23 protein-coding genes are annotated in these 26,903 nt (G+C 64.9%); 7 read left to right on the top strand and 16 right to left on the bottom strand.

Features of this window, described 5'->3' with window-relative positions; all coding sequences use genetic code 11:
* Positions 1 to 69: 69 nt before the first annotated feature.
* The 5 genes from LDZ23_RS06975 to mltG form a co-directional block, all read right to left on the bottom strand.
* The gene (locus tag LDZ23_RS06975; protein WP_033535925.1) at positions 70 to 816 is read right to left on the bottom strand and encodes an ankyrin repeat domain-containing protein; all 747 of its coding nucleotides are present in this window, start codon (positions 814 to 816) and stop codon (positions 70 to 72) included.
* A gap of 54 nt (positions 817 to 870) precedes the next feature.
* Positions 871 to 1,656 (bottom strand): TatD family hydrolase, encoded by a 786-nt coding sequence (locus LDZ23_RS06970; RefSeq protein WP_008349683.1) that lies wholly within the window; start codon positions 1,654 to 1,656, stop codon positions 871 to 873.
* A 69-nt stretch (positions 1,657 to 1,725) separates the two neighbouring features.
* On the bottom strand, positions 1,726 to 2,763 hold the full coding sequence (locus LDZ23_RS06965; RefSeq protein ID WP_244808082.1) for a DNA polymerase III subunit delta': 1,038 nt from the start codon (positions 2,761 to 2,763) through the stop codon (positions 1,726 to 1,728).
* 18 nt (positions 2,764 to 2,781) lie between these two features.
* The gene (tmk, locus tag LDZ23_RS06960; protein WP_008349687.1) at positions 2,782 to 3,402 is read right to left on the bottom strand and encodes a dTMP kinase; all 621 of its coding nucleotides are present in this window, start codon (positions 3,400 to 3,402) and stop codon (positions 2,782 to 2,784) included.
* Complete coding sequence (gene mltG / locus LDZ23_RS06955) at positions 3,403 to 4,413, bottom strand: endolytic transglycosylase MltG (RefSeq protein WP_008349688.1); 1,011 nt, start codon at positions 4,411 to 4,413, stop codon at positions 3,403 to 3,405.
* A 104-nt stretch (positions 4,414 to 4,517) separates the two neighbouring features.
* On the opposite strand from mltG, the gene ygfZ reads away from it, so the two are divergent.
* Positions 4,518 to 5,504 carry a CAF17-like 4Fe-4S cluster assembly/insertion protein YgfZ gene (ygfZ, locus tag LDZ23_RS06950; protein ID WP_008349691.1) on the top strand — a complete coding sequence of 329 codons (987 nt, stop codon included), beginning with the start codon at positions 4,518 to 4,520 and terminating at the stop codon, positions 5,502 to 5,504.
* A 12-nt stretch (positions 5,505 to 5,516) separates the two neighbouring features.
* Positions 5,517 to 6,335: an NRDE family protein gene (locus LDZ23_RS06945; protein WP_244808081.1), complete on the top strand. Its 819-nt coding sequence runs from the start codon at positions 5,517 to 5,519 to the stop codon at positions 6,333 to 6,335.
* A gap of 279 nt (positions 6,336 to 6,614) precedes the next feature.
* On the opposite strand, the gene LDZ23_RS06935 is transcribed toward LDZ23_RS06945, so the two are convergent.
* From LDZ23_RS06935 to LDZ23_RS06895, 9 genes are all read right to left on the bottom strand, one after another.
* On the bottom strand, positions 6,615 to 7,574 hold the full coding sequence (locus LDZ23_RS06935; protein ID WP_244808080.1) for an alpha/beta hydrolase: 960 nt from the start codon (positions 7,572 to 7,574) through the stop codon (positions 6,615 to 6,617).
* A 49-nt stretch (positions 7,575 to 7,623) separates the two neighbouring features.
* Positions 7,624 to 8,484 (bottom strand): SDR family oxidoreductase, encoded by an 861-nt coding sequence (locus tag LDZ23_RS06930; RefSeq protein WP_034473386.1) that lies wholly within the window; start codon positions 8,482 to 8,484, stop codon positions 7,624 to 7,626.
* Positions 8,484 to 9,488, bottom strand: coding sequence for an NADP-dependent oxidoreductase (locus tag LDZ23_RS06925; RefSeq protein ID WP_244808079.1), 1,005 nt, complete (start codon positions 9,486 to 9,488; stop codon positions 8,484 to 8,486). Before LDZ23_RS06925 ends, LDZ23_RS06930 begins: the two co-directional genes overlap by 1 nt.
* 27 nt (positions 9,489 to 9,515) lie before the next feature.
* On the bottom strand, positions 9,516 to 9,998 hold the full coding sequence (locus LDZ23_RS06920) for a PaaI family thioesterase (protein ID WP_008349701.1): 483 nt from the start codon (positions 9,996 to 9,998) through the stop codon (positions 9,516 to 9,518).
* A 5-nt stretch (positions 9,999 to 10,003) separates the two neighbouring features.
* Positions 10,004 to 10,306 carry a Dabb family protein gene (locus LDZ23_RS06915; RefSeq protein WP_061161325.1) on the bottom strand — a complete coding sequence of 101 codons (303 nt, stop codon included), beginning with the start codon at positions 10,304 to 10,306 and terminating at the stop codon, positions 10,004 to 10,006.
* 60 nt (positions 10,307 to 10,366) lie between these two features.
* Positions 10,367 to 11,545, bottom strand: a complete 1,179-nt coding sequence (locus LDZ23_RS06910) for an acetyl-CoA C-acyltransferase (protein ID WP_034473389.1) — start codon at positions 11,543 to 11,545, stop codon at positions 10,367 to 10,369.
* On the bottom strand, positions 11,542 to 12,192 hold the full coding sequence (pncA, locus tag LDZ23_RS06905) for a bifunctional nicotinamidase/pyrazinamidase (protein WP_249798848.1): 651 nt from the start codon (positions 12,190 to 12,192) through the stop codon (positions 11,542 to 11,544). Before pncA ends, LDZ23_RS06910 begins: the two co-directional genes overlap by 4 nt.
* Positions 12,185 to 14,269 (bottom strand): 3-hydroxyacyl-CoA dehydrogenase NAD-binding domain-containing protein, encoded by a 2,085-nt coding sequence (locus LDZ23_RS06900; protein ID WP_008349705.1) that lies wholly within the window; start codon positions 14,267 to 14,269, stop codon positions 12,185 to 12,187. The genes pncA and LDZ23_RS06900 overlap by 8 nt, the downstream gene beginning before the upstream one ends.
* Positions 14,270 to 14,440: 171 nt before the next feature.
* Positions 14,441 to 16,099, bottom strand: a complete 1,659-nt coding sequence (locus LDZ23_RS06895; RefSeq protein ID WP_008349706.1) for a 3-(methylthio)propionyl-CoA ligase — start codon at positions 16,097 to 16,099, stop codon at positions 14,441 to 14,443.
* 105 nt (positions 16,100 to 16,204) lie between these two features.
* On the opposite strand from LDZ23_RS06895, the gene LDZ23_RS06890 reads away from it, so the two are divergent.
* The 5 genes from LDZ23_RS06890 (at position 16,205) to LDZ23_RS06870 (ending at position 20,079) form a co-directional block, all read left to right on the top strand.
* Positions 16,205 to 17,797, top strand: coding sequence for a protein adenylyltransferase SelO (locus LDZ23_RS06890; RefSeq protein ID WP_244808078.1), 1,593 nt, complete (start codon positions 16,205 to 16,207; stop codon positions 17,795 to 17,797).
* 49 nt (positions 17,798 to 17,846) lie between these two features.
* Positions 17,847 to 18,263: a peptide-methionine (R)-S-oxide reductase MsrB gene (msrB, locus tag LDZ23_RS06885; RefSeq protein WP_008349708.1), complete on the top strand. Its 417-nt coding sequence runs from the start codon at positions 17,847 to 17,849 to the stop codon at positions 18,261 to 18,263.
* Between the two features lie 104 nt (positions 18,264 to 18,367).
* On the top strand, positions 18,368 to 18,904 hold the full coding sequence (locus tag LDZ23_RS06880; protein WP_244808077.1) for a septation protein A: 537 nt from the start codon (positions 18,368 to 18,370) through the stop codon (positions 18,902 to 18,904).
* A complete protein-coding gene (locus LDZ23_RS06875) occupies positions 18,901 to 19,215 on the top strand; it encodes a BolA family protein (RefSeq protein ID WP_244808076.1) in 315 nt (104 codons plus the stop codon). Before LDZ23_RS06880 ends, LDZ23_RS06875 begins: the two co-directional genes overlap by 4 nt.
* Before the next feature lie 81 nt (positions 19,216 to 19,296).
* Positions 19,297 to 20,079: a peptidylprolyl isomerase gene (locus LDZ23_RS06870; RefSeq protein ID WP_008349712.1), complete on the top strand. Its 783-nt coding sequence runs from the start codon at positions 19,297 to 19,299 to the stop codon at positions 20,077 to 20,079.
* Between the two features lie 64 nt (positions 20,080 to 20,143).
* Here LDZ23_RS06870 and LDZ23_RS06865 read toward each other — a convergent pair whose 3' ends face one another.
* Together LDZ23_RS06865 and purL are read right to left on the bottom strand one after the other, a co-directional pair.
* On the bottom strand, positions 20,144 to 22,600 hold the full coding sequence (locus tag LDZ23_RS06865; protein WP_244808075.1) for a family 20 glycosylhydrolase: 2,457 nt from the start codon (positions 22,598 to 22,600) through the stop codon (positions 20,144 to 20,146).
* Between the two features lie 224 nt (positions 22,601 to 22,824).
* Positions 22,825 to 26,862, bottom strand: coding sequence for a phosphoribosylformylglycinamidine synthase (gene purL, locus LDZ23_RS06860; RefSeq protein WP_008349718.1), 4,038 nt, complete (start codon positions 26,860 to 26,862; stop codon positions 22,825 to 22,827).
* Positions 26,863 to 26,903 lie beyond the last annotated feature (41 nt).

Raw genomic sequence — 26,903 nt, 5'->3', positions numbered from 1 at the left:
GAGCAACGGGTTCGGAGCGATGCGCGGCCGCGCCTGACCGCGCTCGCCCCGTGACTTGATGTCGCGCCGTTATTTTGCACCGTTTGAGCCGCTTTGCGCAGCGCCGCCGCCTTGTTGCATCGAGTCCAGACGCGCCTTCAGACCTTCGGCGACATCTTTCTCGTTGTACTTCTGCGCGAAATCCACCGCCGTCAGGCCGAGCTGATTCTTCACGCGCAGATCGGCGCCCGAGTCGAGCAGCAGCTTGACCGTCGAAAGATGACCGCCGCGCGCCGCCATCATGAGCGGCGTCGTGCCGTTGGGCGAACCCGCGTCGATATAGGCCGAATGGTCGACCAGAATCTTCACGATGTCGTCATGGCCGTTGGTCGCGGCGTAGTGCAGCGGCGTCCAGCCTTTCTTGTTCACTTCGGCGTCCTTGGCGATCAGCAGATTCACGAAGGTCGCGTCGCCATTGAGCGCGGCAAGCATCATCGCGTTTTCGCCGGCGGGATCAAGCTTTTCGAGGTCGGTCTTTGGGTTGTCGGCGAGCAACTGGCCGACCTTGTCGGACTTCTCGCGCGCGGCGATCACGAGGATCGGCGTGCCCGTGTTGTCGACGGTGTTCGGGTCCGCGCCCTGCGCGAGCTGCTTCTTGACCGCCGATACGTCGTCGAACTTGACCGCCTTGATGAGTGAGTCCACGGACGCGGCCCAGACCGGCTGAGCGATCGCGCAGGCCGCCAGCAGCGCGCCGGCGACGAGTCCGCGCACGGCCGTGCCCTTGCGCGCACCGCGCGTCGTGTTCAGAGTGGAAACCATCGGGGAAGTGTTCATAAGTGACCTTCGAATTGCCTTGGAACAGTTTTTTTGCGCGCGGGCCGGCCGCCCTCAGACTGGCCGCGCGATCTTGAAGAGCCGGAAGAAGTTGTCGGTGGTCGCCTGCGCGACGGCCTCTTCCGGCTGCTCGCGCAACTGCGCGATGAAACGTCCGACATAACTCACGTACGCAGGTTCATTCGGCTTGCCGCGATACGGCACCGGCGCGAGGTACGGCGAATCGGTTTCGATGAGCAGGCGCTCGATCGGCACGCGCCGCGCGACGTCCTGCACATCGGTTGCCTTCTTGAACGTGACGATGCCCGACAGCGAGATATGAAAATTCTGCGCGAGCGCCCGTTCGGCGATCTCCCACGGTTCGGTGAAGCAATGCATGACGCCGCCCGGCACGTCCGCGCGCTCTTCCTGCATGATGCGCAAGGTGTCGTCCGACGACGACCGCGTGTGGATGATGAGCGGCTTGCCCGTCGCGTGCGCGGCGCGGATATGCGTGCGAAAGCGTTCGCGCTGCCATTCCATGTCGGCGATGCTGCGCCCTTCCAGCCGATAGTAGTCGAGCCCGGTTTCGCCGATCGCGCAAACTTTCGGATGCTTCGCCAGCTCGACGAGTTCCGCGACGCTCGGCTCGCGCATATCCTCGTGGTCGGGATGCACTCCGACCGACGCATAGACGTTTTCGTGCTGTTCGGCGATCGCGAGCACCGAAGGCAGCGTCTCGAGATCCACCGACACGCACAGCGCATGTGTCACGGAATGCGCGCGCATCTTGTCGAGGACGTCGGGCAATCGGTCCGCGAGCCCTTCGAAGTTGATATGACAGTGTGAATCGACAAACATCGGGTGCTCCTTGGTGCATTCCTTGCGGCGCGGCTCGACGGTCTCTGCCGCTCAGGCCGCTCTGGCCGCTCAGGCCGTATAGATCCCGCGATAGCCCATGAACAGTTCCTCGAACACGAGGCGCGCGTTCAGCGGATGATTTTCCACCGCGCGCTGCCGCGTGACGGTCTTCATGTAGCGCGCGAGCGCGGCCGGATCGGCGCTTTGCGCGCAACGTGCGAGCGCCTTCGCCGCGTCGGGGAAATAGCGCGGACGGCTAGCCGTGCGTTGCGCGAGCAGATCGTAAAGCCAGCGCTGCAACCAGCCGAGCACGAGCGGCACCGGCAGCTTCTGCAGGTTTTCGCCGCACGCGAAGGCATCGCAATTCGGTCCGGCGGCAAGTTGCGCGAGCGCGAAGTCGCGCAAGGCGCGGTTCTCGTCGTTCGCCAGCGCGAGCGCAGCGAGCGGCGCGCCGCCCGCCTGCGCAAGGAGCGCCGCCGGATCGTCGACGCCTTGCGACGCGAGCCACGCACTCGCTTCGTTCGCCGGCGGCACGCTCATCGGCCATTGGCGGCAGCGGCTGATGATCGTCGGCAACAGCCGGTCGACGCGCGCCGACACCAGCAGGAACACGACGCCCGACGGCGGTTCTTCGAGCGTCTTCAAGAGCGCGTTCGCCGCTGCGACGTTGAGCGCCTCGGCCGGATACAGCACGACGACGCGCAAGCCGCCCCGATGCGAGCCCACGCCACAGAAATCCAGCAGCCCGCGCACCTGCTCGATCTTGATTTCCTTGCTCGGCGTGCGGGTCTTCTTGCCTTCTTCGCCATCGGCTTTGTCGGCGGGAGCGTCGGCTGCGTCGCCGGTTGCGGCAAGGCCCGCGAGCGCTTCGGGCAGCACCGCGCGGTAATCGGGATGATTGCCTTGCGAGAACCAGTGACACGCCGGACAAGTCCCGCACGGCTCGCCATTCGCGGCGGGCGTCTCACACAGCAAACCCTGCGCGAGATGCTGGGCGAACTGCAGCTTGCCGATGCCCGCTTCTCCGTGCAGCAGGAGCGCGTGCGGCCAGTGCGCGCGCAATTGCTGCAGACGCTGCCAGTCGTCGGTTTGCCAGGGATAGATCATCGATAGATTCTTTTGAACTCAGACGCTTGCGATAACTTCTTCGAGCTTTTTGCGAATCTCGTCGATGGAGCGCGTCGAATCGACGATGAAAAAGCGCTGCGGCGATTCATCCGCGCGGCGCAGATACTCGCTGCGCGTGCGCTCGAAAAATGCCTCGGATTCGCTTTCGAACTTGTCGGGCGCGCGCGCGGCCGAGCGGCGCTCGCTCGCGGTGTCGGTCGGCACGTCGAAAAGCACGGTCAGATCGGGCTGGAAACCGCCCTGCACCCAGCGTTCGAGCGCTTCGAGCTTGTCGCGCGGCAGACCGCGGCCGCCGCCCTGATACGCGAACGTGGCGTCGGTGAAACGGTCCGACAGCACCCAGTCGCCGCGCGACAGCGCCGGTTCGATCACCTGCGCCAGATGCTCGCGGCGCGCGGCGAACATGAGCAGCGCTTCGGTTTCGAGGTCCATCGGCTGATTCAGCAGGATGCCGCGCAGGGTTTCACCGAGCGGCGTGCCGCCCGGCTCGCGCGTCATGACGACACGATGCCCGCCCGGTTCCACTTTGGCTTCGAGCCGTTCGCGGAACCAGTCCAGATGCGTGGTCTTGCCCGCGCCGTCGATGCCTTCGAACGTGATGAACTTGCCGCGCGCCATTCATTGACCCCGGATGTATTTGTCGACGGCCTTGTTGTGGTCGCCGAGATTGTCGGAAAAGATGCTGCTGCCGTCGCCGCGCGACACGAAATACAGCGCGTTGCTCGAGGCGGGATTGAGCGTGGCGTTCAGTGCGGCCACGCCGGGCAGCGCGATCGGCGTCGGCGGCAGGCCCATGCGCGTGTAGGTATTGTACGGAGTGTCCGTCTGCAGGTCCTTTTTCTTCAGCTTGCCGCCGTAGGCCGGGCCTAAGCCGTAGATCACGCTCGGGTCCGTCTGTAGCGGCATGCCGATGCGCAGCCGGTTCGCGAACACCGCCGCGACGAGCGGCCGGTCCGCAGCGCGCCCCGTCTCCTTCTCGACGATGGACGCCATCACGAGCGCTTCATAAGGCGTCTTGTAAGGCAGATTCGGTGCGCGCGTGTTCCACGCTTCCGTGAGGCGCGCCTGCATCAGCCGATACGCGCGTTTGTAGACGGCCAGATCGCTCGTGCCTTTGTCGAACAGATAGGTGTCGGGGAAGAACAGGCCCTCGGCGGACGCCTTGTCGACTTCGGCCGCGCCAATCGCGCGCAGCAGGTCGGTGTCGGTCATGCCGACGGTGTCGTGCTTGAGCGCGGGATTGCTGTCGAGCTCGCCGCGCATTTTCTGCAGCGTCCAGCCTTCGATGACGGTCGCGACATATTCGTTGACGTCGCCGCGCGCGATCTTCTCCAGCACCTCATAAGGCGTGATGCCGGTCTTGAACGCGTAATTGCCCGATTTCAGTTGCGCGGACAGGCCGAGCACGCGCGTCATCAGCACGAAAAGCTCGGGCTCGACGGGCACGCCCCCGCGATTCAACTGGGCGCTCACGCTGCGCAGGCTGCTGTGGGGCTTGATGGTGACGTCGAGTTCGGGCGTCGGCAATTCCATGGGCCGGTTGGCCCACCAGTACACGCCGCCCGCGACGGCTGCCGCGAGCACGGCGGCGAGCACCGCTGCCACGACGCATTTCTTCAGAAAGGACATGCGAAACACGCTTGAGATAAGACCAATATAATAACTTGCCGCCTGCGCCAGAGCCGCATTCCCGGGCCCGCGCCCAAACGATAGGATTGACAGCCCGCCGACTCATGAATTCCCAGACCATCGCTCTCGCCGCTTCAGACTTCGATTCCGTCAAGACCGCCGGCGCATACATGCCGCTCACCCAGTTCGGCGTGATCGACGTCAAGGGCGAGGACGCCGCCTCGTTCCTGCACAGTCAGCTTACGAACGACGTCCAGCATCTCGACGCGTCGACCGCGCGTCTCGCGGGCTACTGCTCGGCCAAGGGCCGGCTCCTCGGCTCGTTCCTGATGTGGCGCACCGCCGACGCCGTGCGTCTCCTGATCGCACACGACGTGCAGGCGGCCGTGCAGAAACGCCTGTCGATGTTCGTACTGCGCGCGAAGGCGAAACTCACCGACGCGACGCCCGAAGTGGCCGCCGTCGGCTTCGCGGGCGACGTGCGCGCGGCGCTCTCCGGCATTTTCGATGCGCTGCCCGACGGCGTGCATGTCAAGGTCGAAGGCCCGCACGGTTCGCTGATCCGCGTGCCGGACGCGGCGCATCGGCCGCGCTTCCTGTGGGTCGGCCCGAAAGCCGATGTCGAGGCGCAACTCGCGAAACTCGATGAAAAACTCAAGCGCGTGCCCGAGCAGATGTGGGACTGGCTCGACATCCACGCGGGCGAGCCGCGCATCACGCACGCGACGGTCGAGCAGTTCGTCCCGCAAATGGTCAACTTCGACGTGCTCGGCGCGGTGAACTTCAAGAAGGGCTGCTATCCCGGGCAGGAGATCGTCGCGCGCAGCCAGTATCGCGGCACGATCAAGCGGCGCACGGCGCTCGCGCACGTCGAGAGCGCGACGCCCGGCGCGGAGCTCTTTCATTCGGACGATCCCGGCCAGCCGTGCGGACTCGTCGTCAACGTCGCGCCCGCGGAGCATGGCGGCGTCGATTGTCTCGTCGAGATCAAGCTCGCGGCGCTTGACAATGGCTCGGTGCATGTCGGTTCCGCCGATGGCCCCGCGCTTACGTTCGTGCCGCTGCCCTACGCGTTTCCGGCCGACGCCTGAGGTCGAGCGCGCATGTGTCTGATCGTCTTCGACTGGCAACCCGCGGCGTCGCAGGAAAACGGCCGCGCATTGCTGACGCTTTCCGCCAATCGCGATGAATTCTTTCGCCGCGACGCCGAACCGATGCACTGGTGGCAAGACGCGCCAGACGTGCTCGCCGGCCGCGATCTGACGGGCGGCGGGACGTGGCTCGGCGTATCGCGCGACGGGCGCTTCGCGGCGCTGACCAACTATCGCGCGCCGGGCGACATGCAGCCGAATGCGCCGACGCGCGGCACGCTCGTGAGCGCTTTTCTCGCGGGCGAGCGCATGGCGCCGCTCGACTATCTGCAGGGCGTGGCGCGCGAAGGGCATCGGTATAACGGGTTCAATCTGCTTTGCGGCGACTTCTTGCGGCGCGAACTCGGCTGGTACGGCAATCGTGCCGACGCGCCGCCCGCTTTGCTCGATGCAGGCGTGCACGGTTTGTCGAACAGCCTGTTGAATACGCCGTGGCCGAAGCTCGTCGCGCAGCGGGAGGCGCTGTGCGATCTGATTCACGCAGATGAACGTCCGTCGCTCGATGTGCTCATCGAGACGTTGCGCGACCCGCGCATCGCGAACGACGAACATCTGCCATCGACGGGGATTTCGATCGAGCGGGAGCGCGTGCTGTCGGCGGCGTTCATCGAAACGGCCGATTACGGCACGCGCAGCACGACGGCCTTGCGCGTGAATCCGGCGGCGCTCGGGTTAGCGCTGGAAATCAAGGAACGCAGCGACGATGACGGCTCGCATCGCGTCGTGAGGCCGGGGGCGTTTGAGCGGGCTTTTTCGTTTGAGATCGGTTGATCAGCGTTTCCTTCGCGTGAGATACAGAGGATCGCAGCGATCAGCACGACGGCAATGGCATCGACCGCAACGAGCGCGGGAAGAGGATCGGTCCACTTGTCCATGTTCGTCGTGCGCGCGTAGTACGGCGGACCGTCGCCGTATGCTTCATTGAGGTTGTACACATTCAATGTAGCGACGAGAAGCAAGATGAACAGCGCGCCGAGATAGATGAAGGAGCGAGGCGTTTTCCTGGTCATGGGCCGATAATTCGGATTCTAATCATGGGTGAGCCAGCTTCTACAGCGTCCCGAACGCCTCCCGCAACGCCCTCACCGCATCCGCGTGCGCCGCCGCTACTTCCGGTACGAAACCGCCCATCTTGAAGAATTCGTGAATCATGCCTTCGTAGCGCTTGAGCGTGACCGGCACACGCGCGTCTTCGAGTTTCGCCGCGAACGCAGTGTCTTCGTCGTGTAGCGGGTCGTAGTCCGCCGCCGCGATCCACGCCGGCGCGACGCCCGCGAAATCCGGCGTACCGCGCGCCGCATCGAGCGGTGCGAAACGCCAGTCGTCGCGATCGCGATCATCACGCAGATACTGCGCGAAAAACCACTGAATCGTTTCGCCTGAAAGCAGATACCCGTCCGCGAGGCGCGCATGGGAATCGCTCTTCTGCCACGCGCTCGTGCCCGGATAGATCAGCAATTGCAGTTTCAGGTCGATGCCCGCATCGCGCGCGAGCACCGCGCACACGATCGCGAGCGTGCCGCCCGCGCTGTCGCCGCCAACCGCGAGCCGCGCCGGATCGATGCCGAGCGTCGGAGCCTCGCGCGCCAGCCATTGCAGCGCATCGAAGGCATCGGTCACGGCGACGGGAAACTTGTGCTCCGGCGCAAGCCGGTAATCGACCGATACGACCGCGCATTGCGCATCGTGCGCGAGCTTGCGGCACAGCGCGTCGTGCGTCGCCACGCTGCCGACGGTGAAGCCGCCGCCGTGAAAATAAAGAAGCCCCGGAGAAGGCCGCGCCCAGCTCGGCTCGATCGGATGATAGACGCGCACGCCGATCGTTGCGCCATCGCGCACGGGAATCCGCAGATCCTCGATGGCGTGCACCGGCAATGGCGCGATATCGAGAATCTGCGCGCTCATCGCGTAGGCTGCGCGCGCCTCTTTCGGCGTGAGCGTGTGATACGGCGGTCGATTCGCGCGCGCGACCATCTCCAGAATTTGCGCGATCTTTGGATTGAGCGGCATCGGCGGAAAGAGCGTCAAAGGGACACGATCATGCCACGAACCGTGCACATCAACGCGGACGTTTCAGGGACATCGGATCGGTCGGGTTGCGCAGTTGCGCGATATCGTCGAGCCGCAGTTGCACCGACGGCATGATGGCCGGATGCGTGATGACATAGAAGCGCCCTTCGCGCACCGCATCGAACGTCAAATCGGCGATGTCGCGCGCCGACAGCTTGCCGCCCTCTACCGCCCGCGTGAGTTGCCGCGCCGCGAGCTTTTGCGAGGCGGTGTACGGCGCGTCGTTGGCGAGCGCGTCGGGGCGCGAGCGCTCGGCATCCGCGATGCCAGTCGGGACGAACGCCGGACACAGCAGCGACACGCCGATCATCGACGCGCCCGCCAGCCGCAAATCGTGATGCAGCGTCTCGGTCAGCGCGACGACCGCGTGCTTCGATGCGTTGTAGACGCCCATCGCGGGCGCGGCGAGCAGGCCCGCCACCGACGCCGTATTGACGATATGCGCCGGCTCGTTCTGTTCGAGCATGATCGGCACGAACGCGCGCAGGCCGTTCGCGACGCCCATCACGTTCACGCCGAAGACCCATTGCCAGTCGTTCGCGCTGTTCTCCCACACGAAGCCGCCCGCGCCGACGCCCGCGTTGTTGAAGAGCATGTGCACGCCGCCGTAAGTGTCGAGCGATGCCTGCGCGAGCGCGTGCACCTGAGCGGCGTCGGATACGTCCGTCGTGATGCCGATCGCGTCGCCGCCCGCCGCGCGTAGCGCATCGACGGTCGCGGCGAGCCCGGCGGTGTCGAGATCGGCGAGCACGAGCTTCATGCCGAGCGCCGCGCCCTTCTTCGCGAACTCGCGCCCGAATCCGCTGCCCGCGCCCGTGATGACGGCGACCTTGCCTTCGAAGCGATCCATCACACGAGTTTCACCAGTTGCTTGCCGAAGTTCTTGCCGCGCAGGAGGCCGAGAAATGCCTCAGGCGCATTCTCGAGCCCTTCGGCGATGCTCTCGCGAAAATGCAGCTTCTTCGTCGCGACACGCTCGCCGAGTTCGTTCAGCGCCTGCGGCCAGACATCGAGATGTTCGGAGACGATGAAGCCCTGCAGCTTCAACCGCTGCGTGAGGATCAGCCGCGGCGCGTCCAATTGCGTCGGCTTGCCGTCGTAACTGGAGATCATCCCGCATACGGCGATGCGCCCGAACGCGTTCATGCGCGCGAGCACGGCATTGAGCACGTCGCCGCCGACGTTCTCGAAGTAGCCGTCGATGCCATCGGGCGTCGCGGCTTTCAGATCTTCGTGCAGCTTGCCGGCCTTGTAATCGACGCACGCATCGAAGCCGAGCGTCTCGACGACATAGCGGCACTTGTCCGCGCCGCCCGCGATGCCGACCACGCGGCAGCCCGCCGCCTTCGCCAGTTGCCCGACGACGCTGCCCACCGCGCCGCTCGCCGCCGACACGACGACCGTCTCGCCCGCCTTCGGCTCGATGATGCGGTTCAGTCCGTACCACGCCGTGACGCCCGGCATGCCGACCGCGCCGAGATACGCGGAAAGCGGCACGCGCGAGGCATCGACCTTGTTCAGGCCGGTGCCATCGGATGTGCCGTATTCCTGCCAGCCGAACATGCCGACGACGCTATCGCCCGCCTTGAACGCCGGATTGCGCGATTCGCTCACGACGCCCACGGTGCCGCCGATCATCACTTCATCGAGCGGTTGCGGCGCGGCGTACGACTTCGCGTCGTCCATGCGGCCGCGCATGTACGGATCGAGCGACAGATAGTGATTGCGCACGCGCACTTCGCCGTCCTTCAGCGGCGCAAGCGGCTTCTCGACGAGCCTGAAATTCGACACCGACGCCTCGCCTTGCGGACGCGACACGAGCAGAATTTGTCGGTTGATCTGTGCGTCTGCCATGCTGAACCTCCTTCGCTCGAATGGTGTTCAGGCGTCGCTCGGACCGGGCGTCGCCTTCGGATCGGACCGCATCTTCTGCCGGACGATGTCGCGCCCGACCGCGAGCCGCTTCATGTACTTGAACGTGCCGAGCGCCTTCGCGACGAAGTGGCCTTCGCTGTCGCGAATCTCGCCTTCGCAATAAGCCATCGTCGTCGAGCGATGCAACACGCGGCCGTAACCGCGCAATTCGCCGCGCCCCGGCTGCATGAAATTGACCTTCATCTCGACGGTGACGACGCCGATGCCATCGCCCGCGACGCTGCGTGCGGCGAGCGCCAGCGATGCGTCGAGCATCGTCATCGTGACGCCGCCGTGCGCGATGCCCCAGGTGTTCAGGTGTTCGTCGCGAAGCGGCAGCCGCACTTCGCTTTCGCCGTCCTGCGCCTTGACGAGCTCGACGCCGAGCGTATCGATGAACGGGCTCTCGAGCGCGACGCCGTTGCTTGCAGGTTGATCGGAAGAGGACATCGCGCTCACACTTCGTAGTCGACGCATTGACGCGCTTCGCGGATCGCCGCGACGAAGTCCTTCAGCGCCTGATGTTTCGGATGCACCTGATACGCTTCGAGCGCCGCCTTGTCGTCGAAGTCGGACACGAGCACGACGTCATAGGTGCAATCGAAACCCGGCTGCGCGGTGCCGACTTCGAAATGCCCTTGCCCTTTCACGATGCTGCGGCAGGTTTCGAGCTTCGCCTTCAGCTTCTGCGCGTTTTCGGCGCGGCTCGCGCCCTCGGCGTTTTCCTTCAGCTTCCACATGACGATGTGACGTAGCACGGCGACTCCTGTTATCGAACGAATCTCGAAGCGTAGCAAAAATCGCCGGGCCGCAAATGCTCACACGATTTCGAAAAGGCCCGCCGCGCCCTGTCCGCCGCCGATGCACATCGTGACCACGACGAACTTCGCGCCACGCCGCTTGCCTTCGATGAGCGCGTGACCCGTCAGGCGCGCGCCCGACACGCCGTACGGATGCCCGACCGCGATCGCGCCGCCGTTCACGTTCAGGCGCTCGTCGGGAATGCCGAGCCGGTCGCGGCAATAGAGCACTTGCACGGCGAACGCTTCGTTCAGCTCCCACAAGCCGATATCGTCGACGGACAGGCCCGCGCGCTTCAAAAGCTTCGGCACGGCGAACACCGGACCGATGCCCATTTCGTCCGGCTCGCAGCCCGCGACCGCGAAGCCGCGAAAAATGCCGAGCGGCGCGAGACCTTCCTTCTCGGCGAGCGTCGCGCTCATCACGACGCACGCCGACGCGCCATCCGAGAACTGGCTCGCGTTGCCCGCCGTGATCACGCCGCCAGGCAGCGCGGTGCGAATCTTCGACACGCCTTCGAGCGTCGTATCGGCGCGGATGCCTTCGTCGGCGGCGAGCGTCACTTCTTGCGTGAACATGCGCCCCGTCGCTTGATCGGCGATGCCGGCAAGCACGGTGATCGGCACGATTTCATCGTCGAACTTGCCCGCCGCCCGCGCCGCCGCCGCGCGCTGCTGCGAGCGCACGCCGTATTCGTCCTGCCGCTCTTTCGCTATCTCGTAGCGCTTCGCGACGTTCTCGGCGGTCTGCAACATCGACCAGTAGATTTCGGGCTTGTGTTGCCTGAGCCAGCCTTCGGTCAGCATGTGACGGTTCAGCTCGTTCTGCACGCACGAGATCGATTCGACGCCGCCCGCGACGAACACATCGCCCTCGCCCGTCATCACGCGCTGCGCGGCAAGCGCGATCGTCTGCAAGCCCGACGAGCAGAAGCGGTTCACCGTCATGCCGGGGACGGAAACCGGCAAGCCCGCGCGCAACGCGATCTGCCGCGCGATGTTCGCGCCCGTCGCGCCTTCCGGATTCGCGCAGCCCATGATGACGTCCTCGACGCGCGCCGGATCGATGCCCGCGCGTTCGACGACCGCCTTCGTCACATGGCCGCCGAGCGTCGCGCCGTGCGTCATGTTGAGCGCGCCGCGCCACGATTTGGCGAGCGCGGTGCGCGCCGTCGATACGATGACTGCATCGGTCATGTCGTTGCCCCCGCTTTGAGAATTTCGTCCGAACTCACGCGTTGCACGCCCGCATCGCGCATGTCGTTCCATGCTCGGTCGAGCGAGCCGTTCAGATCGATCGCGCGGCACGCGTCCTCGATCACGATGACGTCGAAGCCCGCCGCACGCGCATCGAGCGCGGACCACGCGACGCAATAGTCCGTCGCCAGTCCGGCGAGCCACACGCGTCTTGCGCCGACGTTGCGCAGATAGCCTTCGAGACCGGTCGGTGTCGAACGGTCCGCTTCGAGAAACGCCGAATAGCTGTCGACGTGTTCGTGGTGCCCCTTGCGAATCACGAGCCGCGCGTGCGGCACATGCAGATCGCGATGCAGCGCCGCGCCTCGCGTGTCCTGCACGCAATGCACCGGCCACAGCACCTGTTCGCCGTAAGGCAAGGTCATCGTCTCGAATGGCGCGCGGCCCTCGTGATTCGCCGCGAACGACACATGCGAGCGCGGATGCCAGTCCTGCGTCAGCACGACATGCGGGAACGCGCGCGCAAGCCGATTGATGACCGGCACGACTTCATCGCCGTGTGCGACGGCAAGCGCGCCGCCCGGCATGAAGTCGTACTGCACGTCCACGGCGAGGAACACGTCTTCGACAGGTTTGATATCAGCCATTGAAGCGTCCATTCGATTGCGCGAGTTCGGTGACGCGCGCGGCGGGTTGCCACGCGTAGCCGTTGGCCTGCTTCGCGTATTTGCGCATCGCGCGTTCCACGTTGTAGAGGCCGATGGTGTCCGCATACAGCATCGGGCCGCCGCGCCAGAGCGGAAAGCCGTAGCCCGTCAGATAAACCATGTCGATGTCCGAAGCCTTGCCCGCGATGCCTTCCTCGAGAATCTTCGCGCCTTCGTTCACGAGCGAAAGCACGAGACGCTCGACGATCTCTTCATCGCGGATCTTGCGCCGCTCGACGCCGCGTTCCTTCGAATACGCGACGATCATGTCATCGACCACGTTCGACGGCAGCGCGTCGCGCTTGCCCGGCTGATAGTCGTACCAGCCCGCGCCGGTCTTCTGGCCGAAGCGGCCCATCTCGCACAGACGATCCGCGACGCGCGAATAATGCAGCTCCGGCTGCTCCCGATAACGCCGCTTTCTGATCGCCCAGCCGATGTCGTTGCCCGCGAGATCGCTCATGCGAAACGGCCCCATCGCGAAGCCGAAGTTTTCGATCGCGCGATCGATCTGCGCCGGCAGCGCGCCTTCCTCCAGCATGAAGAGCGCTTGGCGGATGTACTGCTCGATCATCCGGTTGCCGATGAAGCCGTCGCATACGCCCGACACCACCGCCGTCTTCCTGATTTTCTTCGCGAGCTGCATGACCGTTGCGAGCACGTCCTTTTCGGTCTTCGCGCCGCGCACGACTTCGAGCAGCTTCATCACGTTCGCGGGGCTGAAGAAGTGCATGCCGATCACGTCGCCGGGACGCTTCGTGAACGAGGCGATCGTGTCGAGATTCAACGTCGATGTATTCGATGCGAGGATCGCGCCGGACTTTGCGATTTCGTCGAGCTGACGGAAGACCTGTTCCTTCACGCTCAAGTCTTCGAACACGGCTTCGACGATCAGATCGGCCTGGGCCAGATCGCCAAAGGCAAGCGTCGGCGCGATGAGCGCCATGCGCTCTTCGACCTTTTCCTGCGTGAGCTTGCCCTTCTTGACCTGCGCCTCGTAGTTGCGCCGGATCGTCGCGATGCCGCGATCGAGCGCGTCCTGCTTCGTTTCGAGCAGCACGACGGGCAGGCCGGCGTTGAGAAAGTTCATCGCGATGCCGCCGCCCATCGTGCCCGCGCCGATCACGCCGATGCGCTCGATCTTCCTCACGGGCGTGTTCGACGGGACATCGGCGATCTTGGCAGCCGCGCGTTCGCCGAAGAACGCATGCCGCAACGCGCGGCTTTCGGGCGTCTGCACGAGCGCGAGAAAGCATTCGCGCTCGAAGGCGAGACCGCGCTCGAAACCTTCCTTCACGCCTTTTTCGATTGCATCGATGCACTTGTGCGGCGCCGGGAAATGCTTCGCGACTCCCGCGACACTGTTGCGCGCGAACTGGATGAAACCCTCGGCGTTCGGATGCTCGATCTGGCGATCGCGGACTTTCGGATGCGGACCGCCGCGATCGGCGGCCCGGCGCGCGAACGACAACGCGCTTTCCAGCAGATCGCCGTCGGCGAGTTCATCGAAAAGCGCGGTTTGCGCGAGCTTTTCTGAAGGCACCGGCGCGCCCGACACGATCATGTTCAGCGCCGTTTCCAGCCCGACCACGCGCGGCAGACGCTGCGTGCCGCCCGCGCCCGGCAAAAGCCCGAGCTTCACTTCCGGCAGCGCGATCTGAGCACCGGGCACGGCGACGCGGTAATGCGCGCCGAGCGCGAGTTCCAGACCGCCGCCCATCGCGACCGCGTGAATCGCCGCGACGACGGGCTTCGCGCTCGCTTCGAGCGTCGCGATGACGGTCATGAGCGTCGGTTCCTGCGTGGCTTTCGGCGTGTTGAATTCGGTGATGTCCGCGCCGCCCGAGAACGCCTTGCCCGCGCCGATGATGACGATGGCGCGCACGTCGGCATCGTCGTTCGCGCGCTCGACACCTTCGACGATGCCGAGCCGGGTCGAATGCCCGAGACCGTTGACCGGCGGATTATCGAGCGTAATGACGGCGACGCCGTCGCGGATCGTGTAGTCCACTGCCATGAACGTGTCTCCTGTCGACCGGATATGAGATCGATTGTGGGCGATCGGGGCAGAATACACAAAAAAGCACGATCGTTCAAACGACGCGTTTCGCGCCAATCGATCGCCAGAAATGCACGAAGCCCCGGCGCGCGCACCGCGAGCCGGGGCTTTCGATGACGCAAGAAAAAGCTAGACCGGATTCTCCGCGGCGTTGGGCAACACGTAATCGCGAAACTGCTCGCGCAGGCGCACTTTCTGCAGCTTGCCCGTCGCGGTGTGCGGCAGTTCCTCGGCGAACACGACATCGTCCGGAATCCACCACTTCGCGACCTTGCCCTCGAAATGCGCGAGCAGTTCCTCGCGCGTGACGGTCGCGCCCGGCTTCAGCACCGCGACGATCAGCGGCCGCTCGGTCCACTTCGGATGCGAGCACGCGATGCACGCCGCTTCCGCCACCTGCGGATGCGACACCGCGATGTTCTCCAGATCGATGGAGCTGATCCATTCGCCGCCGGACTTGATTACGTCCTTGCTGCGATCGGTGATCTGCATGAACCCGTCTTCATCGATGGTCGCGACATCGCCGGTCGGGAACCAGCCGTCGACGAGCGGAGAATCATCCCGGCGAAAATACCGGTCGATGACCCACGGCCCGCGCACATGGAGATCGCCGAACGATTTGCCGTCCCACGGCAGTTCGGTGCCGTCGTCGCCGACGACTTTCATGTCCACGCCAAAGAGCGCGTGGCCCTGCTTTTCCAGCGAGCGGCGCTGCTCGTCGAGCGGACGCTGCTTCTGCCTGAAACTGAGGCGCGACAAGGTGCCGAGCGGCGACATCTCCGTCATGCCCCACGCGTGGATCACTTGCACGCCGTACTCTTCCTCGAAGATGCGCAGCATCGCGGGCGGACACGCCGAGCCGCCGATTACCGTGCGCTTCAACGTCGAGAAACGCACGTTCTGCTGCTTTATGTACGTGAGCAGGCTCATCCACACCGTCGGCACGCCGGCGGAATACGTGACGCCTTCGGCTTCCATCAATTCGTAGAGCGACTTGCCGTCCAGATCCTTGCCGGGAAAGACGAGCTTCGCGCCGACGAGCGGCCCCGCGTGCGGAATGCCCCATGCGTTGACGTGGAACATCGGCACGACGGGAAGGATCGCATCGCTCGACGATGCGCCCATCGCGTCCGGCAACGCCGCGCCGTACGCGTGCAGCACCGTCGAGCGATGCGAATACAGCGCGCCTTTCGGATTGCCCGTCGTGCCCGACGTGTAGCAGAGAAACGATGCCTGACGCTCATCGAGCATCGGCCATGCGTAGTCGCCGTCGTGCTCGCCGATGAGGCTTTCGTAGCTCATCACCGGCACGCTCATGTTCGACAGATGTTCGGCGATGCACGCGGCATCGCCGAGCGCGATCCAGCCCTTCACGTTCGGGCACTGCGGCGCGATCAGTTCGACGAGCGGACCGAAAGTCATGTCGAAGCAGACATACGAATCGTCCGCATGATCGATGATGAACGCGATCTGATCCGGAAAGAGACGCGGGTTGATCGTGTGACACACGGCGCCCATGCCGCTGATGCCGTAATAGCATTCGAGATGTCTGTAGCCGTTCCACGCGAGCGTGCCGATGCGCTCGCCCTGCTCGACGCCGAGCGCGGTCAGCGCCTGCGCCAGTTGTTTCGCGCGCTTCTCGCAATCGCGGTAGGTGTAGCGGTGGATATCGCCTTCGATGCGCCGCGACACGATCTCGTTGTCGCCGAAGTGGCGTGAGGCATGAGACAGCAGGGACGACGCGAGCAGCGGTATGTCCATCATCTGCCCGTAGAGCGGCGACGTCATAGGCGAAGTCCTCGAATCTGGCGAATGCTGATCGGATGGCCGGGCCGCGCTCTGCAGGCCCGCGGGCGCGGAATTACAATATCGTTTAACTCAGAGGCGCTCAACATGTCGTTTTCCCCAAGCAATGCCGTGCGCGCGGCGCGCGACGAGACGCCCGCCGACGCGCGTTCCGTGAACGAAATCGCCAGCGCGATCCGGGTCGGCGAGCCGGGCTCCTTCGCCGCGCTCGGCACCGCTTTTCTCACCCGTCTTCCTGCCGTGCCCGTTCCCGATCCGTATCTCGTCGGGATGTCGCGCGAGATGGCCGAAACGCTCGGATTCGATCCGCAAGTCGCCACCGGCCCTGAGAAAGACGCGTTCGCCGCCTTCTTCGCCGGCAATCCGACGCGCGACTGGCCAGCCGATGCCCTGCCCTATGCCGCCGTCTATTCGGGGCATCAGTTCGGCGTGTGGGCGGGACAACTGGGCGATGGCCGCGCGCTCACGCTAGGCGAAGCGGAGCACGACGGCGCGCGTCTCGAAGTGCAACTGAAGGGCGCGGGCCGCACGCCCTATTCGCGCATGGGCGATGGCCGCGCGGTGCTGCGGTCGTCGATCCGCGAGTTTCTGTGCTCGGAAGCGATGCATCATCTCGGCATCCCGACGACGCGCGCGCTCACCGTCATCGGCTCGGACTTGCCGGTGCGGCGCGAGATCGTCGAAACGGCGGCGATCGTCACGCGCGTGTCGCCGAGCTTCGTGCGCTTCGGCCACTTCGAGCATTTCTATTCGAACGATCGCATCGACGAGCTGAAGACGCTCGCCGATCACGTCATCGACCGGTTCTATCCGCATTGCAGGGATGCCGACGATCCGTATCTCGCGCTGCTCGACGAAGCCGTGCGCTCCACCGCCGATCTGATGGCGGAGTGGCAAGGCGTCGGCTTCTGCCACGGCGTGATGAATACCGACAACATGTCGATCCTCGGCCTCACGATCGATTACGGTCCGTTCGGCTTCATGGATGCCTTCAACGCGCATCACGTCTGCAATCATTCGGATACGCAAGGACGCTATTCGTATGGGCGCCAGCCGCAGGTCGCGTACTGGAATCTCTTCTGTCTCGCGCAGGCGCTCGTGCCGCTCTTCGGCGCGAATCTGCCCGAGGAGGGCCGCGCCGAGCGCGTGGTGGAAGAGGCGCAAAAGGTGATGGAGCGCTACAAGGATCGCTTCGGGCCGGCGCTCGTCGCGAAGATGCGCGCGAAGCTCGGCCTCGATATCGAGCGCGAAGGCGACGACAAGCTCGCCAACGGTCTCTTCGAAATCATGCATGCGAATCGCGCGGACTTCACGCTGACGTTCCGGAACCTGTCGAAGCTCTCGAAATCCGACGCGAGCCGCGACGCGCCCGTGCGCGATCTGTTCCTCGATCGCGCCGCATTCGATGCGTGGGCCGCGCAGTATCGCGAGCGCCTCGCCCACGAGCCGCGCGACGACGCCGAGCGCGCCGCGGCGATGAATCGCGTGAATCCGAAGTACGTGCTGCGCAATCATCTGGCGGAAAACGCCATTCGGCGCGCGGCGGAAAAGGATTTTTCGGAAGTGGCGCGTCTTCTGGACGTGCTGCGCCATCCATACGACGAACAGCCCGAATACGAAGCCTACGCGGGCCTGCCGCCCGACTGGGCGAGCGATCTCGAAGTCAGTTGTTCTTCGTAGGATCGCCCTCATATACCAGGCCTTCCCGGCCAGATCAAAGGAACGACAGATGAGCCACGACGCCACCCCGACGAGCTATCCGCTGCAAAAGGACGACGCCGAGTATCGCCGCGAACTCGACGACATGCAGTACCAGGTCACGCGCCACGCCGCGACCGAGCGCCCCTTCACGGGCAAATACTGGGATCACAAGGAGCGCGGCGTCTATGACTGCGTGTGCTGCGGCACGCCGCTGTTCGAATCGGACACGAAGTTCGACGCCGGCTGCGGGTGGCCGAGCTACTTCAAGCCGATCAACGGCGAAGTGATCCAGGAGAAGACCGACCGCTCGCATGGCATGCTTCGCATCGAAGTCGTGTGCAAGAACTGCGGCGCGCATCTCGGCCACGTCTTCGAGGACGGCCCCGCGCCGACCGGCCTGCGGTATTGCATCAACTCGGCTGCGCTACAATTCGAACCCAAGTAAGCGCGAGCCCGTCCATTTCGTCGTACCGGCGCCCGCCGCTTCTCGCGGGCGCTTTTTTCTCGCGCGCCTCGCATCCATCCGATGCCCATCACGTCCGCACGCCAATGAAATTTCTGTTCGATCTGTTTCCGATCATTCTCTTTTTCGTCGCATTCAAGGTCTGGGGCATCTATACCGCGACGGCGGTCGCGATCGCGGCGACGCTCGTGCAGATCGCCTGGGTCGCGTTTCGGCATCGCAAGGTCGATCCGATGCTGTGGGTCAGTCTCGGCGTGGTCGTCGTGTTCGGCGGCGCGACGCTCGTGCTGCACAACGATACCTTCATCAAATGGAAGCCGACGGCGCTCTACTGGCTCTTCGCGTTCGCGCTGATCGTCGCGCAGATCGGCTTCAGAAAGAATCTCATCGAAGCGATGATGGGCAAGCAGATCGTGTTGCCGCATCGCGTATGGGGCCAGTTGAATTTCGCGTGGGCGGTGTTTTTCGCGCTGCTCGGCATCGTCAATCTTTTCGTCGCGTATAACTTCACGACGGATCAGTGGGTGAACTTCAAGCTCTTCGGCGCGACGGGCTGTCTCGTCCTGTTCATCGTCGCGCAAAGTTTCTGGCTTGCGAAATACATGAAGGAGGACGGGCAATGAGCGCATCGTTCGATTTCACGAGTGCATCGGCGGCGGACAAGATCGCGCATCTCGAAGCGCGTCTGAATGCCACGCTGCGGCCTCAGTCGGTGCATATCGACGACGACAGCGCCGCGCACGCGGGCCATGCGGGCGCGGCCGCCGGCAGCCATTACACGGTGACGATCGTCGCGGAATGCTTCGCGGGCAAGGCACGCGTGGCGCGACATCGACTGGTGTATGATGCGCTGGCCGAGGAGATGCGGCGCGGCGTGCACGCGCTCGCGATCCGGGCCTACACGCCGCAAGAGTTCGCAGAACAATTCGAATAAACCCGCGCGCGGTTCGACCCTAAGCCTTGCCTCTTAAATCTCGCCTTTGAAGGCGTCTGTTTGTTCAGTTAGGAACCTCCGATGACTTTGAAAAAAACCCGCGTCTGGGTGTTGCTGGCTGCATTCGCGGCTGCTCCTGCGTTTGCGCAAAACATCGCCGTCGTCAACGGCACGCCGATTCCCACGTCGCGCGCCAATGCGCTCGTGAAGCAACTCGTGGCGCAAGGTCAGCAGGATTCGCCGCAGCTTCAGCAGGCGGTGCGCGAGGAACTCATCAACCGCGAAATCCTGATGCAGGAAGCCGCGCGCGAAGGCATCGCGACGCGTCCCGACGTGAAGGCGCAGGTCGCCGTCGCACAGCAGACCGTGGTGTTGCGCGCGCTGATCGAAGATTTCGTGAAGAAGAACACGCCGACCGACGCCGAGATCAAGGCGCGCTATGACGAGCTCGTCAAGCAAAACGGCGGCGGCAAGGAACTGCATCTGCATCACATTCTCGTCGAGGACGAAGCGCAGGCGAAGGATCTGATCGCGAAGATCAAGGCCGGTGCGAGCTTCGAAGATCTCGCGAAGCAATATTCGAAGGACCCGGGATCGGGCAAGAACGGCGGCGATCTGGACTGGTCCTCGCCTTCGGCTTACGTGCCTGAATTCGGCGCGGCCGCGGAGAAGCTGAAGAAGGGCGAAATGACGTCCGAGCCGGTGAAGACGCAGTTCGGCTGGCACATCATCCGTCTGGACGATGCGCGTGATGTCGCCCCGCCGCCGTTCGATCAGGTGAAGGCGCAGATCGCGCAGCAAATGCAGCAGGAAAAGCTGCAAGCGTTCGAGGAAGGCTTGCGGAACAAGGCGGTGGTGAAGTAAGCGCGCTTGCTTGTTCGTTGGTAACAAAGCCGCCCTTCGGGCGGCTTTGCCGTTTCATGCGCCGTCAACCGCCCAGCTTCGTCCTGACCACCGCGCCCGAGCGCGTCAGCTTCGCCATTTCGCGGTTCTGCACCACGCTCATGAAGCCCGCCCAGTCCGCTGCGAGCGCGGCCTTGTCGACCTTGTCGGTGTCGCCGAGCTTGTAGCGCTCGCCCTGCACGTAAGGACGTTCCCACGCGGCCCGATGCCACGCGCGTTCCGCAAGCGCAAGCAAGCGCGGATACGCCATGTACTCGAACTGCTGATCCGTACGCATCACTTCCGCCCAGGCTTGTCCCTGAATGCCTTCGATACGCGGCGCCGGTCCAGCGCTCGTCACTTCGAACGGTTTGCCGTCGCGATCGGGCATGATCTCCGCGTTCTGCGGCAGATTGTCAGGCGCGAGCGAGAACGTCTTGAAGCTGTCCGTCGCGTGCGAGCCCCAGTAATACCCGCGCTCGCGCTGATCGAAGGCATAGGGGAAGTCGAAGTACAGATAATCCGGCAGCGCGAGCACCGTCTTGTAGCCCTGACTGCCGAGCGTCTGCACGGTGTCGGACGCGCCCCAGAAGATCGTGTCCCACATCGTCACCATCACGTTCGACGTCGCGAAATCCTGCGGACCGTTCGCGTGCTTGATGCCGTCCTGCCACGCGGCCATCGTGCCGATGCCGTTCGCGCGCACGATCTCGCTGACCTGGCGCGCGAAGATCGACGGCAGTTCGTCGACGGATGCAACCTTGCCCGACGCGATCATCGCCGCGCACTGCGGCGAGCGTCCCCACGGCTTGTCCTGCAACGCGAGGTTCACGCGGCCCTTGCCGGGATCGGTGCCGTCGAGCGGCTGGAAACCGCCGCCGAGAAGGATGTTCTTAGCCTCGTCGCCGCCGAAGTGCCACACGGAAAGCGGTGCGCCCGCTTCGCGATGCATCGACGCGACTTCGCCGATCACCTTCGATGCGAAACGCTGCGCACCGTCCGAGCACGGATTCAGGAAGCTGCGGCGGTCGTAGAACTGGACGGTCGTCGTGTTCGATGTATCGGCCGGATCGAGCAGACGGTACGCGTTCGCGGCCGCCTTGTTGCCGAGCGCCGCAAGACGCTGGTAACGCGCTTCCATCGACACGACCGCGGCGCGCGCGTGGCCTGGCATGTCGATTTCCGGAATGATCTCGACGAAGCGATCCGCCGCATAACGAAGCAGCGCGACATATTCGGCGCGGCTCAGATAGCCGCCGCCCGAGCGATTGTCGGGACCGGAGCCGAGCTGCGGCAACAGGCACTGCGTTTCCGTGAGATCGTGGCAACGCTTCGCGCCGATTTCGGTCAGCTCCGGCAGACCGGGGATTTCGATGCGCCAGCCTTCATCGTCGGTGAGATGCAGGTGTAGCCGGTTGAGCTTGTATGCGCTCATCTGGTCGATCAGACGGCGCAACGTGGCGGGCTGACGGAAGTTGCGCGCGACGTCGACGTGCATGCCGCGATGCGTGTATCGCGGCGCGTCTTCGATGGTCATCGCCGGCACGCTGCCGCCGCCCGCGGGCGTAAGCGAGAGCAAGGTCTGCACGCCGTAGAACAGCCCGCCCGCATCGAAGGCGTCGATCTTCACGCCGTCTTGCGCGATCGTCAGCCGATAACCGCCCGCGCGCGCGATATCGGCCGGCAATGCGCCTCCGGCGATCTGCCCGCTCACGCGCACGGCCGCGCCGGTCAGACCGAGCGTCGCCGCGCGCGACGTGAGCGCCGCCACTTGCGACGATGTCAAACCGGACGCCGACAAATCGATTCCGCCGACCTGCGTCGCGCCCTCACCCGCCGTCGAACGCAGCACCGCCGGCACCGCGCGCGCGGCGGTCTGCTGCGCCGATGGCAACGCGGCTTCGGCGCGTGCGCGTTGCACTTGCGCGGGCGTTGCGGCGAATGCCGCTGCGTCGTCCGCGATCGGCGGAATGCGATCGACGTAGCGGGTTTCATCGTCGGTATCGTTGTGCTTGAGGATGGCAGGCGCCGCATTGCCGTCCGCCACGACATACGCGCGCGGCAACAGATCGCTGTAGCGCTGATACCAGTACTCCCCGACGAACGGCACTTCGATGCGCTCGCCCGCGCCGAGCGTGAAAGCGCCCGCGCGCGGCGTCAGCGCGTAGAGATCGCCGGTGACGTGCTTCCACGCGAACGCCGGATGTTCCACCATCAAAATGCGCCGGATGCTGTGCACGTACAGCGTCCAGCCGCCTGCCGGGAGACTGCGGCTGCCGGTGTTTTCGAGAATCAGCTTGCCGCGCGCGCAACTGGCCCAGTCGGCGCCGAGATCGGCGCAGTTCGTGCCGGACTTCGCGGCATCGTTGCCGTCGATGTCCACGCGCACCATCAGGTTCTCGCCGAGCGCCGCCGCGCGCGCCGTCGGCGAGAGATTGGCCGAACCCGAATCCGAGCTGTCGCCGCACGCCGCGACGAGACACGACGACGCGATGACCGTCATCGCCAATAAATTCCGTATACCTAAATATTTTGATGGCAACTGCCTCATTTCTCCTCCGTGGTCGAACGCGCCTCGCGACGCGCCGAAGCACTATACCCGCAACTTACGCGTTGATTATTTTGGGATATTTGCCGGAAGGCAGTGTTATGGAACGGGCTCAAAAATAAAAACACCCCGAAGCGTCAGCTTCGGGGTGTTCGGTCCAGCCATGCGACGATGCGCGATTAGCCGAGGAAGCGTCGCGCGTTCTGGAACACGCGCAGCCACGGGCTGCCGTCGGTGGTCCAGTCGTCGGGCGTCCAGCTCATCTGCACGTTGCGATGCACGCGTTCCATGTGCGGCATCAGCACGGTGAAGCGGCCATCGGGCGTCGTCACGGACGTAATGCCCTGCGGCGATCCGTTCGGATTGAACGGATACTGCTCCGTCGCATTGCCGCGATGATCGACGTATCGCATCGCGACGAGCGCCTGCGCCGGATCGCCTTGCTGCGAAAAGTCAGCGAAACCTTCGCCGTGCGCGACCGCCACCGGAATGCGCGAGCCTTCCATTCCCGCGAAGAAGATCGACGGCGAATTCTGCACTTCGACGAGCGAGAAACGCGCCTCGAACTGCTCCGACTTGTTGCGCGTGAACTTCGGCCAGCTTTCCGCGCCCGGGATGATCGACGCGAGGCTCGACATCATCTGGCAGCCGTTGCAGATGCCGAGCGCGAAGGTATCCGGACGCGCGAAAAACGCCGCGAACATGTCGGCGAGCTTCGCGTTGAAGCGGATCGTCTTCGCCCAGCCCTCGCCCGCGCCGAGCACGTCGCCGTACGAGAAGCCGCCGCACGCGACCGCGCCCGCGAAATCGGCGAGCGTGGCGCGCCCTTCGAGCAGGTCGCTCATGTGGACGTCGTGTGCATCGAAGCCGGCGCGATCGAACGCGTATGCCGTTTCCAGATGCGAGTTCACGCCCTGTTCACGCAGGATCGCGACACGCGGACGCTTGCCCGTCGCGATGAACGGCGCAGCGACGTCTTCCGCCGGATCGAAGGTCAGCACCGGCGCGATGCCAGGATCGGCGGCGTCGAGCAGCGCGTCGTATTCGGCGTCGGCGCAGGCCGGGTTGTCGCGCAGACGCGCGATGCGCCAGCTCACCTCGCTCCACGCGCGATGCAACTCGACGCGCGGCGCATCGAAAATCTTCTTCGCGTCGCGATAGATTTCGACCGCGCCGCTCCGGTTCGGCTTGCCGATCACATGCGAGCACGCCGACAAACCGTGTTCGCGCAGCGCGCCGAGCACCGCGTCGCGATCCGATGCGCGCACCTGCACGACTGCGCCGAGCTCTTCCGAGAACAGCGCGCGGATCGTGCGGTCGTCGCGGCGGCCGCTCGTCTGCTTGGCCCAGTCTTTCGCGTCGCCGTAATCGGATTCGTGATCGGCGTCGAGCGTCAGCATGTCGATGTTCAGCGACACGCCCACATGCCCCGCGAACGCCATTTCGCAGACCGTCGCCCACAGGCCGCCGTCCGAGCGGTCGTGATAGGCAAGCAGCTTGCCATCGGCATTCAAAGCCTGGATCGCCGCGAAGAAGCGCTTGAGGTCTTCGGGATCGTCGACATCGGGCACTGCGTCGCCGACCTGCTGCGTGACCTGCGCGAGAATGCTGCCGCCCATGCGGTTGCGGCCACGCCCGAGATCGATCGAGATCAGCACCGTGTCGGTATCGTCGACGAGTTGCGGCGTGAGATGCCGGCGCACGTCCTCGACCGGCGCGAACGCCGAGATGATGAGCGACACCGGCGACACCACTTCGCGCGCGCCGCCGCGTGCGTCCTGCCACTTGGTGCGCATGGACAGCGAATCCTTGCCGACGGGAATGCTGATGCCGAGCGCCGGGCACAGTTCCATGCCGATCGCCTTAACGGTGTCGTAGAGCGCGGCGTCTTCGCCGGCGCTGCCGCACGCGGCCATCCAGTTCGCGGAGAGCTTCAGCTTGTTGAGCGATTCGATCGGCGCGGACGCGATGTTCGTCACCGCCTCGCCCACTGCCATGCGGCCGGACGCGGGCGCGTCGATGACGGCGAGCGGCGTGCGCTCGGCCATCGTCATCGCTTCGCCGCGAAAGCCCGCGTAATCCATCGTCGTGATCGCGCAATCGGCGACGGGCACCTGCCACGGACCGACGAACTGGTCGCGCGCGGTCGTGCCGCCGACCGAACGGTCGCCGATCGTGATGAGGAACGACTTGCTCGCGACCGTCGGATGCTTGAGCACGTCGACAGCGACTTCGGACAGCGACAGACCCGTCACGTCGACGGGCGTGAATTGCGCATTCTCACGCTTCACATCGCGATGCATCTTGGGCGGCTTGCCGAGCAGCACGTCCATCGGCATGTCGACGGGTTCCTGGCCTTCGTTGGCGTCGTCGATCAGCTTCAGCTGACGTTCGTCCGTCGCCACGCCGACGACCGCCACCGGGCAGCGTTCGCGCTCGCAAATCGCCTGGAACGCGGGCAGATCGGCGGGCGAAATCGCCAGCACGTAACGCTCTTGCGCCTCGTTCGACCAGATTTCGCGCGGCGACAGACCGCTTTCCTCGAGCTGAACCTTGCGCAACTCGAAGCGCGCGCCCTTGCCCGCGCCATCGACGAGCTCCGGGAACGCGTTCGAGATGCCGCCCGCGCCGACGTCGTGGATAGACAGGATCGGATTGCCCTCGCCCAACTGCCAGCACGTATTGATGACTTCCTGCGCGCGCCGCTGGATTTCCGGATTGCCGCGCTGGACCGAGTCGAAATCGAGTTCGGCGGTGTTCGCGCCCGTCGCCATCGACGATGCCGCGCCACCGCCCATGCCGATACGCATGCCCGGCCCGCCGATCTGGATCAAGAGCGTGCCGGCCGGCAGGTCGAGCTTGTGCGTGTGCTGATCCGAAATATTGCCGATGCCGCCCGCGATCATGATCGGCTTGTGATAGCCGCGCACGCGGCCCGCGACGTTCTGCTCGTAGGTGCGGAAATAGCCGCCGAGGTTCGGGCGGCCGAATTCGTTGTTGAACGCGGCAGCGCCGATCGGGCCGTCGATCATGATCTGCAGCGGCGACGCGATGCGGTCCGGGCGGCCATACGGCGCGTGCTCGTCGGACGGATTGCGTTGCGTGAGCGGCACGGCGGCGTCGCGGTCGTTTTCCCACTTTTCGCGCGCGTCGGGCAGATCGAGGTTCGACACGGTGAAGCCCGCGAGACCGGCCTTCGGACGCGCGCCGCGGCCCGTCGCGCCTTCATCGCGGATTTCGCCGCCCGAGCCCGTCGCCGCGCCCGCGAACGGGGAAATCGCGGTCGGGTGATTGTGCGTTTCGACCTTCATCAGCGTGTGGGTCAATTCCACGTTGCGCCGATACTGCTCGTCGGCGCCGCGCGGGAACCAGCGTTCCGCGACGCCGCCCTCCATGATCGCCGAATTGTCCGAATACGCGACGATCGTGCCCGCGTGATTCAGCTTTTCCGTGTTGCGGATCATCTGGAACAGCGACATGTCCTGCTTTTCGCCGTCGATGGTCCATTCGCCATTGAAGATCTTGTGGCGGCAATGCTCGCTGTTGGCCTGCGCGAACATCATCAGTTCGACGTCGGTCGGATTGCGCTTCAGGCTCTCGAACGCGTTCACGAGATAGTCGATCTCGTCTTCCGCGAGCGCGAGGCCGAGCTCGGCGTTCGCGGCCTCGAGCGCACGGCGGCCCGTGCCGATGATGTCGACGGTCTGCAAAGGCTTCGCGGGCAGTTCGTCGAAGAGATGCAGCGCCTGGTCGCGCGATGCCGCGACGCTTTCCGTCATGCGGTCGTGCAGCGCATCCGCGACGGCCGCGCGCGCTTCGTCCGACAGCGCCTTCTTGCCGCCGAGGAAGCCGCTTTTCATGACGACCGAGAATTCGACGCCGCGCTCGATGCGACGCACTTTCTCGAGGCCGCAGTGATGCGCGATGTCGGTCGCCTTGCTCGCCCACGGCGAGACCGTGCCGAAGCGCGGCACGACCATGAACGTCTCGACATGACCGCGCTCTTTCGAGTCCGCGAACGGCGCGCCGTAGTGCATCAGCGCGGCGATGCGGCTGTTGTCATCGTCGGTGAGCGGCTCGGACGCGTTGACGAAATGCAGGAACTGGCCGCGCACGCCGACGATGTTCGCGTCGATGCGGGCGAGCGTTTCGAGCAGGCGGGTCTGACGGAAATCGGAGAGGGCCGAAGCGCCGGGGAAACACGAGAAGTGGGCCATTGTGACGGTGCGTCGATGACGTCTGTGTGCCGCTCGCGCGA

The organism is Caballeronia zhejiangensis, assembly GCF_022879815.1.
GTDB lineage: Bacteria > Pseudomonadota > Gammaproteobacteria > Burkholderiales > Burkholderiaceae > Caballeronia > Caballeronia zhejiangensis.
The sequence above is the reverse complement of the archived record's forward strand: the minus strand, read 5'-3'. Positions and strand labels throughout refer to the sequence as shown.

Excerpts from the sequence above, each read along its gene's own strand:
- msrB (WP_008349708.1), top strand. The coding sequence starts at position 17,847 with ATGAGCCACGACGCCACCCCGACGAGCTATCCGCTGCAAAAGGACGAC.
- LDZ23_RS06900 (WP_008349705.1), bottom strand. The coding sequence starts at position 14,269 with ATGGCAGTGGACTACACGATCCGCGACGGCGTCGCCGTCATTACGCTC.
- LDZ23_RS06945 (WP_244808081.1), top strand. The coding sequence starts at position 5,517 with ATGTGTCTGATCGTCTTCGACTGGCAACCCGCGGCGTCGCAGGAAAAC.
- LDZ23_RS06895 (WP_008349706.1), bottom strand. The coding sequence starts at position 16,099 with ATGACGTCGCCGCTCTACGGGCAGATGATGGACATACCGCTGCTCGCG.
- LDZ23_RS06870 (WP_008349712.1), top strand. The coding sequence starts at position 19,297 with ATGACTTTGAAAAAAACCCGCGTCTGGGTGTTGCTGGCTGCATTCGCG.
- LDZ23_RS06930 (WP_034473386.1), bottom strand. The coding sequence starts at position 8,484 with ATGGATCGCTTCGAAGGCAAGGTCGCCGTCATCACGGGCGCGGGCAGC.
- LDZ23_RS06925 (WP_244808079.1), bottom strand. The coding sequence starts at position 9,488 with ATGGCAGACGCACAGATCAACCGACAAATTCTGCTCGTGTCGCGTCCG.
- LDZ23_RS06920 (WP_008349701.1), bottom strand. The coding sequence starts at position 9,998 with ATGTCCTCTTCCGATCAACCTGCAAGCAACGGCGTCGCGCTCGAGAGC.
- LDZ23_RS06910 (WP_034473389.1), bottom strand. The coding sequence starts at position 11,545 with ATGACCGATGCAGTCATCGTATCGACGGCGCGCACCGCGCTCGCCAAA.
- LDZ23_RS06965 (WP_244808082.1), bottom strand. The coding sequence starts at position 2,763 with ATGATCTATCCCTGGCAAACCGACGACTGGCAGCGTCTGCAGCAATTG.
- LDZ23_RS06975 (WP_033535925.1), bottom strand. The coding sequence starts at position 816 with ATGAACACTTCCCCGATGGTTTCCACTCTGAACACGACGCGCGGTGCG.
- LDZ23_RS06875 (WP_244808076.1), top strand. The coding sequence starts at position 18,901 with ATGAGCGCATCGTTCGATTTCACGAGTGCATCGGCGGCGGACAAGATC.
- mltG (WP_008349688.1), bottom strand. The coding sequence starts at position 4,413 with ATGTCCTTTCTGAAGAAATGCGTCGTGGCAGCGGTGCTCGCCGCCGTG.
- LDZ23_RS06865 (WP_244808075.1), bottom strand. The coding sequence starts at position 22,600 with ATGACGGTCATCGCGTCGTCGTGTCTCGTCGCGGCGTGCGGCGACAGC.
- LDZ23_RS06970 (WP_008349683.1), bottom strand. The coding sequence starts at position 1,656 with ATGTTTGTCGATTCACACTGTCATATCAACTTCGAAGGGCTCGCGGAC.
- LDZ23_RS06935 (WP_244808080.1), bottom strand. The coding sequence starts at position 7,574 with ATGCCGCTCAATCCAAAGATCGCGCAAATTCTGGAGATGGTCGCGCGC.
- ygfZ (WP_008349691.1), top strand. The coding sequence starts at position 4,518 with ATGAATTCCCAGACCATCGCTCTCGCCGCTTCAGACTTCGATTCCGTC.
- tmk (WP_008349687.1), bottom strand. The coding sequence starts at position 3,402 with ATGGCGCGCGGCAAGTTCATCACGTTCGAAGGCATCGACGGCGCGGGC.
- purL (WP_008349718.1), bottom strand. The coding sequence starts at position 26,862 with ATGGCCCACTTCTCGTGTTTCCCCGGCGCTTCGGCCCTCTCCGATTTC.
- LDZ23_RS06880 (WP_244808077.1), top strand. The coding sequence starts at position 18,368 with ATGAAATTTCTGTTCGATCTGTTTCCGATCATTCTCTTTTTCGTCGCA.
- LDZ23_RS06890 (WP_244808078.1), top strand. The coding sequence starts at position 16,205 with ATGTCGTTTTCCCCAAGCAATGCCGTGCGCGCGGCGCGCGACGAGACG.
- pncA (WP_249798848.1), bottom strand. The coding sequence starts at position 12,192 with ATGGCTGATATCAAACCTGTCGAAGACGTGTTCCTCGCCGTGGACGTG.